The sequence below is a fragment of the Nonomuraea sp. MTCD27 genome (assembly GCF_041950495.1).
Lineage (GTDB): Bacteria > Actinomycetota > Actinomycetes > Streptosporangiales > Streptosporangiaceae > Nonomuraea.
This window is the reverse complement of the sequence record NZ_JBGNUW010000030.1, coordinates 75,366-86,594: the sequence shown is the minus strand read 5'-3', so window position 1 is coordinate 86,594 and position 11,229 is coordinate 75,366. Positions and strand designations below refer to the sequence as shown.

Sequence of the window (11,229 nt, the reverse complement as noted above, 5' to 3'; positions counted from 1 at the left end):
AACCACCATGCGCCGTGTCCTGACCATGGCCCTGTCCCTGACCATCGGCTGCGCCGCTCTGACCGCCTGCGGCGGCGGCGCCGAGCAGCCCTCGACCAGCGCGTCCGCGAGCAGCGGCAGCGGCACCGGCGCGGCCGGCGGGCTGATCGCCATCATCACCCCGTCCCACGACAACCCGTTTTTCAAGGCCGAGGCCGACGCGGCCAAGGCGCAGGCGGAGAAGCTCGGCTACCAGACGTCCGTGGCCTCCCACGACGACGACCCCAACAAGCAGAGCGAGCTGATCGACGCCGCGATCTCCCGCCAGGCCAAGGCGATCGTCCTGGACAACGCCGGCGCCGACGCCTCCATCGGCCCGGTGCGCAAGGCCACCGAGGGCGGCGTCCCCGTCTTCCTGATCGACCGGGAGATCAACGCCACCGGCATCGCCAAGGCGCAGATCGTCTCCAACAACTCCCAGGGCGCCCAGCTCGCCGCGCAGTCGTTCGTCGAGGCGATGAAGAGCAAGGGCAACTACGTCGAGCTGGTCGGCAAGGAGTCCGACACCAACGCCAGCGTGCGCTCCAAGGGCTTCGCCGACGTGATCTCCCAGTACCCCGACATGAAGCAGGTCGCCAAGGAGAGCGCCAACTGGGACCAGCAGGAGGCGTTCACCAAGATGGAGACCATCATCCAGAAGAGCCGCGACATCCAGGGCGTCATCGCCGGCAACGACACCATGGCCCTGGGCGCGGTCGCCGCGCTGAAGGCAGCGAACCTGCTGGACAAGGTCACGGTGGTCGGCTTCGACGGCAGCCCCGACGCGATCGCCGCCATCAAGGCCGGCGAGATGCACGCCACCGCGCTACAGCCGGCCGCGCTCGGCGCCACCAGCGCCGTGGACCAGGCCGACCAGTTCATCAAGACCGGCAAGACCGGCAAGGAGGAGAAGCAGTCCATCGACTGCGAGCTCGTCACCAAGGACAACGCCGACGACTTCGGCGTCTTCGCCAGGAAGTAATACCCGAGCCCGAGGAGCGGAGAATCCGATGAGACCGACCGCGACATTACTGGGCCGCCTGCTGACCTGCGCGCTGGCCGTCATCGTCACCTGCGGCGCGGCGCCGCCCGCCGGAGCCGACGCCGCACATCACGGGGGAGGGGACCGCAGGCCGCGCGTCATCCTGATGCACGACCCCGAGCTGGACGACCAGAACACGCTGATCCGCTACCTGCTCTACAGCAACGAGTTCGACACCGAAGGGCTGCTGTACGCCAGCAGCGGCGTGCACTGGGCGGGCGACGGCAAGGGCACCACGTGGTTCGTCCCCGGCCGCGAGTACGACAGGCCAGGGCTGAACCTCTGCCCGTGCACGTCCTGGCGGTGGAAGCCCGGCGAGCGCTTCATCCACGAGGCCGTCGACCTGTACGCGCACGCGTACCCCAACCTGCGGGCGCACGCCAAGGGCTACCCGAGCCCGCAGGAGCTGAAGTCGAAGATCCTCGACGGCAACATCGAGTTCGACGGAGACATCTCCAAGGACTCTCCCGGCTCCGGCCTCATCAAGCGCAAACTCCTCGACGACGAGCCCGGCCCTCTGTACCTGCTCACCGGGGCGGGTCAGAGCACGATCGCCCGCGCCCTGAAGTCCATCAAGGACCAGTACGAGCACACGCCCTCCTGGCCCGCGATCTACCGCAAGGTGTCGCAGAAGGCCATCATCCAGTCGTTCGGCGACCAGGACGACACCTACGCCAAGTACATCGGACCCACCTGGCCGGACGTCGAGTTTCGCCAGATGGCCACCACCATCTGGGGCTACGGCGCCCGCCGGGCCGTCCTGCCGCAGGACGCCGAGCTGCTGTCCGCCGCCTGGACCAAGGCGAACGTGTCCGATGTCGGCCCGTTGGGGTCGTTCTACCGGGTGTGGGGCGATGGCAAGCAGATGGTGCCCGACGACATCTTCGACTTCTTCGGACTCTCCGGCCTGACCGCCGAGCAACTCCGGGAGAAGGGCTACATCGTGTGGACCTCCCTCCAGGAGAAGGGATCGTGGATCTCCGAAGGAGACACCTCCATCTTCATGAACCTCCTCGACAACGGCCTGCGCGCCGGCACCGACGCGAGCTGGGGCGGCTGGGGCGGGCGCGCCGGGACCGACGTCGCCCCCGACGGCACCGCGTCCGCCGACTACGCCTCCACCCGCTGGTTCCGCGCCGCGCAGCACGACTTCGCCACCCGGCTGAAGTGGACCACCACCCGCAGTCACGCCGCCGTCAATCACGCGCCGGACGTCACCGTCTCCGGACGGCTGGACCGCGACATCCGCCCCGGCCGGACGGTGACGCTGAACGGGCGTATCACCGACTCCGACGGGAACGCCGTCACCGCCACGTGGTGGCAGTACACCGACGCCGGCACCTACCCCGGCACGGTCTCGCTGACCCAGCGCGACGGCGCCGCCCGGGTGCGCATCCCGCGTGACGCGCAGCCTGGCCAGACCATCCACCTCATCCTGCAAGGCACGGACGCCGGCACCCCGGCCCTCACCTCGTACCAGCGGGTGGTGCTGACCGTGCGGTCCTGAGCAGATGAGCGGGGCCCGGCGCCCCCTACCCTGAAGCGGACGTCCGACTCTGCGGAGAAGGGCGGTGCGGTGGTCCGGGGGCGCGAGGTCACCACCTGCGGCTCCTTGCCCGCGTCGCCCGCATGTACCACGAGCAGGGCATCCGCCAGCCGGAGATCGCCGCCGCACTAGACCTCTCCCTGCCCCGCGTGTCCCGCCTGCTCAAGGAGGCGGTCACGCGGGGCCTGGTCCGCACCGTGGTCACCCTTCCCGCCCTTGTGTTCGCCAGCGTCAACTCTGATTGCGCTGGCCTGCGCCCCACTTGCAAGCTCACGCCGGCCCGGCGCCGGCCGCAGCAGTGGTTCCGCCGATTGATCGTCGGTTCGGCGTGCCGCGCGGGTTGGCAGATCAGGGGGTGGTGATCGGGCTGGGACGCGGCTGCCAGCGGTCGCCGTCAAGGTTTAGGCCAGTGCCGGTCGTTGGTAAGTGGTCGCAGCTGTCTGCCGGCCTCCTGGCGCAGAGCGCGTTGTTCCTGCCGGTTTCCGGCGTGCCTCCTGATGTCGGTACGTTAAGAATGGGGCCGCAGGCAGCCGGACTTTCTGATCAAGCGCAGGGCCGGGCAGGCGAAGTTCAGCGACGCGATCTTCGTCAAGTCCACCCAGAAGCTCACCGACGTCGTGGCCAAGGGGTACGTGGACAAGGCCGAGGTCAGCCGCGAGCACCCCTCCACCGAGGAGGCCGCCTTCCTCGATGGCAACGGCTCGAAGCTGGTCGTGAGGTCGATGCCGGTCGGCAGTCCTCCGACATCGCCTGCGTTACGCGCAGACCTCGAGCCGGCCGTCGCTGAGCACGTCGAGCGTGGTCAGCATCCGGGCCAGGTGCGGCGGCTCGTAGGAGAAGGTGCAGAGCGTGCTGGCATTCAGCCGCACCCGGCTGGTCGCCGTCGCGGCGACGGTCCACAGCAGCACCGGGTCGAGGTAACGCTTTCATCTACGGCGGGTACGGCTGCTCTTTGCCCGGATAGATGCCATGCATATCGACCGGCTGGATCAGGTGATCGCCGGCCCACAGCGTGCCGTAGCCAAGGTCCTCGATCTCGCGGCAGAACCCGCTCAGGCCGGCGGCGCTGCTGGTAACCCGACTACGGGAAGTGTGAAACCAAGTTTCATTGGTGAGTCCTTTCGGTGATCCGTCAACCGTTTGCTCAGACGGGAAGTTCGGTGATGCTGAGGGCGAAGTCCGAGTTCCCCACCCCGTGGTTGGCGAGGCCCACCGTGACCACGCCGGCTCCTTCCAGCCAGTGCGCCATTTTCAGGCCTCCGACGTCCAGCGGGCGCAGCCCGAGGCTCTCGATGAACGCCTCCACACGTGCCTTGGCCTGCGCATTATCGCCAGCGATGAAGACGTCGGGCCGACCCTTCTCAAGGACATGACGGAAGATGGTGTTGAACGCCTTCACCACGCTGGCGCTGGCCGGGGCCGCCTTGGCGACCTCCTGCGCGATCGAGGTCTTCTCGCGGTGGGCCAGTCCGTCGAACGTGGAATTGAAGGGATTGCTGATGTCGACGATGACCTTGCCCGCGAGAGCGTCTCCGTACTGGGCGACGACCGGTACGACGCCGTCGTACAACAGGGCCATGATGACGATGTCCCCGGCCGGGGTGGTGCCCCATTCTCCCGTCGTGGCGCCGCCGCCGAGAGCCTTGGCCAGGTCGGCGGCCTTGGACTGATCGCGGCCCATGACCTCGACGGTGTTGCCGCCCGCTACCGCCCGCGCGCCGATGGTGCGGGCCATGTTCCCGGTGCCGATGATGCTGATGTTGCTCATGAGATGTCCTGCCCTGGTGGTGTTGTTCGGTTCAGATGGCGGTGGTTCCGCCGTCGGCGACGAGTTCCATGCCGTTGACGTAGCTGGAGTCGTCGGAGGCGAGGAAGAGGGCGGCGGTGGCGATCTCGTCGGGGCGGCCCATCTGGCCGCGGGGGATGAGGGACTCGAACTGGCGCTTGGTGGCCTCGTCGAAGAGTTCTTCCTGCTTGGCGGTGGCGACCTGGCCGGGGGTCAGGACGTTGACGCGGATGCGGCGGTCCTTGAGCTCGTTGAGCCAGACGCGGGCCCAGGCCTGCTGGACGGCCTTGCTGCCGGCGTAGACGCTCCAGCCGGGGAAGGCGCCGAGGGAGGCGTTGGAGCCGGTCATGAGGATGGAGCCGCCGTCGTTGAAGAGCGGGAGGGCCTTCTGGACGGTGAACAGGGTGCCGCGGGCGTTGAGCCCGAACCAGGTGTCGAACTGGGCCTCGGTGATCTCGCCGAGCGGGGCGGGCTCGCCCCCGCCTGCGCTGGCCCACAGCACGTCGAGGCTGCCCTTCTCCCGCTTGACGGTGTCGTACAGGCGGTCCAGGTCGTCCAGGTCGGCGGCGTCGCCCTGGACGCCGGTGACGTTGCGGCCGATCTGCTTCACGGCCTCGTCCAGGGCGTCCTGGCGGCGGCCGGTGATGAAGACGTGCGCTCCCTCGTCGACGAACAGCTTCGCGCCGGCCAGCGCCATGCCGGTGGTGCCGCCGGTGATGACCGCTACCTTGCCGTCAAGCTTTCCCATAGTCGCTCCTTTGGGTCGGTGGTGCCGTGTGCACCTGGGATGACGGAGTTATGTACACCGATCTGTGTGCTTACGGTACGGGGCGCCCGGCCGGGACGCAAACTATGTACACCGATCGTTACCAAGCTCGGGTACCATGGACCCATGTCGGAGTTGGAGAAGGGTCCCCAGGGCCGCCGCCGCGGCCGGGGCGCCCGCGAGCGCATCCTCAGCGCGTCCCAGCAGCTGTTCCGCGAGCAGGGCATCAACCGCACCGGCATGGACCAGCTTTGCGCGGCGGCCCAGGTGTCCAAGCGCACGGCCTACCAGCACTTCACCGGCAAGGACGAACTCGTCGCCGAGTACCTGCGCCGGTTCGACCCCTCCGTTCTGTCCGGCGTGTTCGACCGCACCGACCTCACGCCCCGCGAACGGCTCCTCGCCGCCTTCGACGTCCCTCCCACCACCCCCCTGTGCCCCTACATCGGCGCCGCCGTCGAACTCCACGACCCCCAGCACCCCGCATCCCAGTACGCGCGCGACTACAAGAAAGCCGTCGCCGCGCGGCTCGCCGACACCGCCCGCGAAGCCGGCGCCGCCGACCCTGAACAGCTCGGCGAGCAGCTCGCGCTGCTCATCGACGGCGCCGCGGCCCGCACCCGGGTCCTCAACGCCGACGCCTTCCCCGCCGCCGCCGCCATCGCCGCGGTCCTCATCGACAACGCCATCCCCGCCACAGCCGGCGATGACCGGCGACGGGAAGAAGCGTCAAGTTAACCTGGCACTTCGCGGCCGGGCCGGTCGCGCTGCGCGCCGGCCACTCGGCCACGCGCCCCTCCAACGCTGTGCCCCCGCCCGGCCAGCCGGCCAGGAAACGGTCGGGCACGTGGATAGGCGTGATGAGCGGATCGGCGATGGCTGTATCACCTGCCGGAGTAGCCGCCAGAGCAGTGCCCCTTAGCTCGCTGGCTTCGCACAGGCCGGCAAGGGCACGCAGAGGCTGCCGATGCGGTTCTGTCCGGCCGCGCTCGCGCGCTGCCCAAAGGCGGCGACGGGATTGTGGAGTCGATCCGCGCCGTGCACCTGGCACGCTCCGGTGCGGTGAAGGCCCGCACTGCTTGCGTCAACGAGCTCGGGGCCTGTCGGCCGAGATGCTCGCCACCACGTGCGCACGACTTCGTCCAGCAGCAAGCCCTGACCTCTGAGATCGAAGACCTCGACGTTCATCTCAAGGCCTTGGTCCGCCAAGCCCGTCCAGACCTGCTCGGGGTGCACGGAGTCGGGCCTGAGACCGCGGCCCAACTGCTGATCACCTGTGGCGACAACCCCGACAGGCTAACCTTCCCAGCGGCCTTCGCCGCCCTGTGCGGAGCCGCCCCGATCCCCGCCTCCAGCGGCAAAACCGTTCGCTACCGGCTATCGCGCGGAGGTGATCGGCAAGTCAACCGCGCCCTCTATCTCATCGCGCTCGCCCGCATGGTCTGGTGCCCGCGTACCCGCGCATACGCCACCCGCCGCACCACTGAAGGCAAGTCCAAGAAAGAGATCATCCGTTGTACGAACAACGATCTCCCAGCACCCACTTGACAACCATAGGAGCATCGGGGCGATTCACTCGCCTGCGGAGCGGCTGACTGGTCAGGACGTGGGGCCGGACGGCGCCGCAGGACCATGGATGATTTGTTCCAGGCAGTCGCGGAAGAGATCGTCGACGGTGCGGCCATCCTGGAAGTACTCTGTCACGCCGGCCATCACGGTGGGGTACGCCGTGGCGTACGCGGCCATGTCGAAGCCGTCCAGGGCGTCCGCGTCGGGGCGGCCGGCCTGTTCCTCCAGGACGTAGCCGACGGTGAAGCGCAACACTGTCAACACGATCAGGCGAGCCTGCCGCAGGGGAATGTCCCGCCCGACCAGTGTGCTCATCGCCAGTTCGGAGATGGCGGCCATCTTGAGGGACAGCTGGGAGGCCGCGATGATCCGGGCTCCGTCCGGGTGGGCCAGCAACGCGTTCCGCAGCCGCCCGGCCAGGCCGATCAGCCAGTCCTGCCAGCGTTCCTCCGGCGCGGGCGACGCCAGTTCGGGGAACTGCTGCTCAAGAATCGCCTCGGCGATCGCGGTGACCAGCGCTGCCTTGTTCGGGATGTGCCAGTAAAGGGTCGGCGACTGTACGCCGAGCCGGGCGGCCAGTTTGCGCGTGGTCACGCCGTCGAGACCTTCGGCGTCCAGTAGCGCGACGGCCTCGGTGACGATCCGCTGTTTGTCCAGAGCCAATTCCGGCACCTCCTTTCCGGACTCTATCAGTGATAGAGTCCTCTATCGGTGATAGAGAATTACGTGCCGGAGGAGGAAACGATGAGACACCAGCACTCGCTTCGCGACCTGCTGCACTGGGCGGCCCATCACATTCCGGGGGTTCCCGCGCACACCGAGCGGCCGGCCGGGCACCAGGGCCAGGCCCGCCACGGCCATGGGTGGCGCCGCCACGGCCGTGGGTGGCGCCGCCACGGCCGTGGGTGGCGGCACCCGCTCACGCACCATCGTTGGCACCACCACGGGTTCAACCACTCTGCGGCCCGTCCGCCTCGCGTGCTGGCGGCGTGGCAGACGCGGATCGCCCGTTTGTTCGGTCAGGAGCTGGGATGAAGGCAGCGGTGCTCCACGAGGTCGGCGGCATCCCGCGCTATGAGGACTTCCCCGATCCGGTGGCCGACGACGGCGAGATGATCATCGATGTCAAGGCGGTCGCCGTCGAGAACGTCGACAAGGCGATCGCATCCGGTGCGCACTACGCCAGTGAGAAGTACATCGGCCGGCTTCCGGTGATCCCTGCCTTCGACGGCATCGGCGCCCTCCCGGACGGCACGCTCGTCGGGTTCGGCAACATCCGCCTGCCCTACGGCGCGCTCGCCGAGAAGGCCGTGGTGCCCCAGGGCTCCTACATGCCGATCCCCGATGGCATCGACCCGGCCGTGGTAGCGGTGATGGCCTCGGCCGTCACCGCGATGTCGATGAAGACGGCCGCGGGGTTCGTTCCCGGCCAGACGGTGCTGGTGCAGGGCGCCACCGGGGTCGCCGGGCGGCTCGCGGTCAAGGTGGCCCGGCTGCTGGGCGCCGGCCGGATCGTGGCCACCGGCCGCGACGACAACCAGTTGCGCGCGGTGCGGGCCATCGGAGCCGACACGCTGATCAACACCGCGGTCTCCGACGAGGCGCTGGCACAGGCGTACCTCGACGCCAGGGGGGACGGCTACGACGTCGTCGTGGACTACCTGTGGGGCAGGCCCAGCGAGATCCTGCTGCGCGCCCTGGTGCCGCGGTCGTTCGCGTTCGGCAAGCCGACCCGGGTGGTCCAGGTCGGCGAGTCAGCCGGCACCGAGCTTGCGCTCGCCGCATCGAGCCTGCGCACCTCCGGCGTGGAGATCTACGGCGCGGCCAAGGGCCTCGACCCGCAGACCATGGACGAGGTGTACCAGCAGGTCGTGACGTGGACGCGGTCCGGCGAGCTCGCCTTCGACGTGGAGAAGGTCCCGCTGAGCGACATCGAGACCGCCTGGCAGCGAACCGACCTCAAAGGCAGGCGGCTTGTCGTGGTGCCATGACCGGCCCGCGCCCACGACACACCAGCATGATCACCGGTCGGCGTTCCGTCGCCGTCCCCACCCACGACGTCGACGGAACCGTCTCGAGCGGCGGAGCCATCCCCAGCGGCCCGCAGGCCACGATCCGGGCCCCACGAGGCGATCACATTGCGACCCCCAGCATGTCCCAGCGGCTGGTGACAGCCAGCGGCTCGACTGCCGCAACAGCGATGAGGCCCGCGGATCGCCGCGACGGTCCATTCTGCCCCGTCGGCGCGGGCCAGATACAGCTTGAGCGGTGCGACGTAGCCGCGGTCGTCCAGTAGTACGGTGCGCACGCTGCTGCCCTTGCCGCAGATCCGCGTGTGTTCGTCGTCCAGGCGCAGATCCAGGTCCTCGACGTACAGGCCGCAGACCTCGGGGGAGCGGGCGCCGCACACGTAGGCGGTCTCGAACAGCACCCGGTCGCGCAGCCGGTCCAGCGGCGCCTCCTCGCGCGGCCTCCGCGAGCAGATCACCACCAGTACCTTGGCGACGTTGGCGGCCTCGGCCGGGCCCGCACGGCGCCTCGTAATCTCGGAAGTGAATCCGGACGCCTATGAGAGTTCGGAGCGCATAATCTCGAAACTCACATCTGTGAGTGTATTTCCGAGATTGCACTAATCTCGAAAGCGCGAGGATAACGGCCAGGCGGTCGGACGATCAGCGCTCTGTCGCGTGCGACCGTAGCGGCATCGAGCGGCTGTCCGTCCAGGGTGGCACCCGTCCCGGGTCAGGTGGAGGCCGGCCACTAACCTGTCGGGGTGGGATGGGATCTGGGCGAGCTTGTCGCGAAGTATGACGTACCGGGCGCACAGGTCGCCGTGCTGGCCAACGGGGAGATCCGGGACGAGGCTGCGGGCGTGCTGAGTCTGCGCACCCGGGTCGAGGCCACGACCGACTCGGTGTTCAAGATCGGCTCGATCACCAAGATCTGGACAGCCACGCTGATCCAGCAACTGGTCGACGACGGTGTGCTGGATCTCGACCGTCCTGTCCGCGACTACCTGCCCGGCTTTCGGCTGAGCGACCCAGCCGCCACCGACTTCCTGACCGCCCGCCACCTGCTCACCCACACCGGCGGTATCGACGGCAACCACTTCACCGACACCGGTCGCAACGACGACGCGATCGAGAAGTTCGTCGCCACCCTCGCCGAGGCGGACCAGTTCCTCCCGCCGGGCACCGTCTTCTCCTACTCCAACAGCGGATACGTGGTGCTCGGCAGGCTGGTGGAGGTGTTACGCGGCAAGCCCTTCCACGACGTGCTCCGCGAACGCCTGGTGATACCACTGGGCCTGCACACCGCCGTTACCGACACCTACGAGGCGATCCTGCACCGTGCCGCGGTCGGCCACATCGAGACCGGCGGAGAGGTCGTTCCGGCGAAGGAGTGGGCGGTCCGCTACTACTGCGCGCCCAGCGGCTCGCACCTCGCGATCAGCGCACGCGACCTGCTGGAGTTCGTCCGCCTGCACCTCACCGACCCTGCGCTGGCGGCACTGCGCGAACCCCAGGTCGAATCCGTCCCGGACTTCGGTGGCGGCGTCATCGGCTGGGGACTTGGCTGGATGCTCTACCAGGACGGCGTCGTCGGCCACACCGGTGTCTCCAAGGGGCAGAAGGCATGGCTTCGCGTCGTGCCATCGGCGGGTGTGGCGGTGGCCGTGCTGACCAACAGTACGGGTGGTGCGCCATTGGCCTACGAGATCTTCGGTGCGGCGCTCAGGGACCTTGCCGGCGTCGAGACGGCGCCACTACCCGTACCGCCCTTGAACCCGACAGGGATCGACGCGGACCGCATGTGCGGCACCTACCGCTCCACCCTGTACGACATCACCCTCACCAGCGAGCACGACCGCGCGATCCTCACCTACCGCCCACGCAACGAGATCGCCGAGTCCTTGCTCGGCGGGTCCGAGAACCGGGTCGAGGTGGTCCGTCTCAACGACAGCTCGGTCATCACCGTCGAACCGAAGTCCGGCGGCCACCAGGTCCTGTCCCTGGTCGGCTCCGACGGGCATGGCCGCGCCCGCTTCCTGCACAACGGTGCCGCCGCCTACCGGATCGCCTGATGGTCACGGGCCCCGAACTCCAAGGCCACGGTGAATCCGGCGAGTGAAGTCTCTCTTGGCCGTGAAGGTTTTCAACGCGCTGCCCAGTCGCGGTCGCGGGCGGGCGGCGCGGATCTCGGCATCGGCGACCTTGTCGTCCAGCAGCGCGTACAGTTGCGTCGTCTCAGCAGAAGCGTGGCCGAGACGGCGGCGTCGTAGGACAGCGGCCCGCACCGGCCGTTGATCGAGGCGCGAAACAGCGGCCCGGCGGTGTAGCCGGCGCGGGCCAGGTAGAGCTTGAGCAGGGCGACGTAGCCGCGGTCGTCCAGCAGAACGGTGCGCACGCTGCCGCCCTTGCCGTGGATGCGGACGTGTTCATCGTCCAGGTGCAGGTCGAGGTCCTTGACGGCCTTGACGGTGTCGATCCGGTCCATCGGGT

The 11,229-nt window shown here is 68.6% G+C and carries 12 protein-coding genes; 7 read left to right on the top strand and 5 right to left on the bottom strand.

The genetic code is table 11. The features are described 5' to 3' along the window. Positions 1 to 7: 7 nt before the first annotated feature. The 3 genes from ACBJ59_RS54395 (at position 8) to ACBJ59_RS54385 (ending at position 2,968) form a co-directional block, all read left to right on the top strand. On the top strand, positions 8 to 1,000 hold the full coding sequence (locus ACBJ59_RS54395) for a D-ribose ABC transporter substrate-binding protein (RefSeq protein ID WP_375117860.1): 993 nt from the start codon (positions 8 to 10) through the stop codon (positions 998 to 1,000). Between the two features lie 28 nt (positions 1,001 to 1,028). Next, positions 1,029 to 2,567, top strand: coding sequence for a nucleoside hydrolase-like domain-containing protein (locus tag ACBJ59_RS54390; protein WP_375117859.1), 1,539 nt, complete (start codon positions 1,029 to 1,031; stop codon positions 2,565 to 2,567). A gap of 122 nt (positions 2,568 to 2,689) precedes the next feature. Then, positions 2,690 to 2,968 carry a hypothetical protein gene (locus tag ACBJ59_RS54385; RefSeq protein WP_375117858.1) on the top strand — a complete coding sequence of 93 codons (279 nt, stop codon included), beginning with the start codon at positions 2,690 to 2,692 and terminating at the stop codon, positions 2,966 to 2,968. Between the two features lie 393 nt (positions 2,969 to 3,361). On the opposite strand, the gene ACBJ59_RS54380 is transcribed toward ACBJ59_RS54385, so the two are convergent. The 3 genes from ACBJ59_RS54380 to ACBJ59_RS54370 all read right to left on the bottom strand — a co-directional run bounded on the left by ACBJ59_RS54380 (position 3,362) and on the right by ACBJ59_RS54370 (position 5,140). Beyond that, positions 3,362 to 3,514: an LLM class flavin-dependent oxidoreductase gene (locus ACBJ59_RS54380; protein WP_375117857.1), complete on the bottom strand. Its 153-nt coding sequence runs from the start codon at positions 3,512 to 3,514 to the stop codon at positions 3,362 to 3,364. A gap of 236 nt (positions 3,515 to 3,750) precedes the next feature. Further along, the gene (locus ACBJ59_RS54375) at positions 3,751 to 4,374 is read right to left on the bottom strand and encodes an NADPH-dependent F420 reductase (protein WP_375117856.1); all 624 of its coding nucleotides are present in this window, start codon (positions 4,372 to 4,374) and stop codon (positions 3,751 to 3,753) included. A gap of 31 nt (positions 4,375 to 4,405) precedes the next feature. Beyond that, on the bottom strand, positions 4,406 to 5,140 hold the full coding sequence (locus ACBJ59_RS54370) for an SDR family NAD(P)-dependent oxidoreductase (RefSeq protein ID WP_031067588.1): 735 nt from the start codon (positions 5,138 to 5,140) through the stop codon (positions 4,406 to 4,408). A gap of 144 nt (positions 5,141 to 5,284) precedes the next feature. Here ACBJ59_RS54370 and ACBJ59_RS54365 point away from each other — a divergent pair, with 144 nt between their 5' ends. Together ACBJ59_RS54365 and ACBJ59_RS54360 are read left to right on the top strand one after the other, a co-directional pair. Further along, a complete protein-coding gene (locus tag ACBJ59_RS54365; RefSeq protein WP_375117855.1) occupies positions 5,285 to 5,896 on the top strand; it encodes a TetR/AcrR family transcriptional regulator in 612 nt (203 codons plus the stop codon). A 282-nt stretch (positions 5,897 to 6,178) separates the two neighbouring features. Then, the gene (locus ACBJ59_RS54360) at positions 6,179 to 6,706 is read left to right on the top strand and encodes a transposase (RefSeq protein WP_375117854.1); all 528 of its coding nucleotides are present in this window, start codon (positions 6,179 to 6,181) and stop codon (positions 6,704 to 6,706) included. Positions 6,707 to 6,757: 51 nt separating this feature from the next. Here the strand turns inward: ACBJ59_RS54360 and ACBJ59_RS54355 are convergent, their stop codons facing one another. Next, positions 6,758 to 7,399: a TetR/AcrR family transcriptional regulator C-terminal domain-containing protein gene (locus ACBJ59_RS54355; protein WP_375117853.1), complete on the bottom strand. Its 642-nt coding sequence runs from the start codon at positions 7,397 to 7,399 to the stop codon at positions 6,758 to 6,760. Positions 7,400 to 7,758: 359 nt separating this feature from the next. Between ACBJ59_RS54355 and ACBJ59_RS54350 the strand changes: the two genes are divergently transcribed. Together ACBJ59_RS54350 and ACBJ59_RS54345 are read left to right on the top strand one after the other, a co-directional pair. Beyond that, the gene (locus ACBJ59_RS54350) at positions 7,759 to 8,718 is read left to right on the top strand and encodes a zinc-binding dehydrogenase (protein WP_375117852.1); all 960 of its coding nucleotides are present in this window, start codon (positions 7,759 to 7,761) and stop codon (positions 8,716 to 8,718) included. A 782-nt stretch (positions 8,719 to 9,500) separates the two neighbouring features. Next, positions 9,501 to 10,811 (top strand): serine hydrolase domain-containing protein, encoded by a 1,311-nt coding sequence (locus ACBJ59_RS54345; protein ID WP_375117851.1) that lies wholly within the window; start codon positions 9,501 to 9,503, stop codon positions 10,809 to 10,811. A 71-nt stretch (positions 10,812 to 10,882) separates the two neighbouring features. Here the strand turns inward: ACBJ59_RS54345 and ACBJ59_RS54340 are convergent, their stop codons facing one another. Continuing rightward, a complete protein-coding gene (locus ACBJ59_RS54340) occupies positions 10,883 to 11,224 on the bottom strand; it encodes a hypothetical protein (RefSeq protein ID WP_375117850.1) in 342 nt (113 codons plus the stop codon). Positions 11,225 to 11,229: the final 5 nt, after the last annotated feature.

Coding starts and splice junctions, on each gene's coding strand:
- ACBJ59_RS54370 (WP_031067588.1), bottom strand. CDS start 5,140: ATGGGAAAGCTTGACGGCAAGGTAGCGGTCATCACCGGCGGCACCACC.
- ACBJ59_RS54350 (WP_375117852.1), top strand. CDS start 7,759: ATGAAGGCAGCGGTGCTCCACGAGGTCGGCGGCATCCCGCGCTATGAG.
- ACBJ59_RS54385 (WP_375117858.1), top strand. CDS start 2,690: ATGTACCACGAGCAGGGCATCCGCCAGCCGGAGATCGCCGCCGCACTA.
- ACBJ59_RS54340 (WP_375117850.1), bottom strand. CDS start 11,224: ATGGACCGGATCGACACCGTCAAGGCCGTCAAGGACCTCGACCTGCAC.
- ACBJ59_RS54365 (WP_375117855.1), top strand. CDS start 5,285: ATGTCGGAGTTGGAGAAGGGTCCCCAGGGCCGCCGCCGCGGCCGGGGC.
- ACBJ59_RS54390 (WP_375117859.1), top strand. CDS start 1,029: ATGAGACCGACCGCGACATTACTGGGCCGCCTGCTGACCTGCGCGCTG.
- ACBJ59_RS54395 (WP_375117860.1), top strand. CDS start 8: ATGCGCCGTGTCCTGACCATGGCCCTGTCCCTGACCATCGGCTGCGCC.
- ACBJ59_RS54375 (WP_375117856.1), bottom strand. CDS start 4,374: ATGAGCAACATCAGCATCATCGGCACCGGGAACATGGCCCGCACCATC.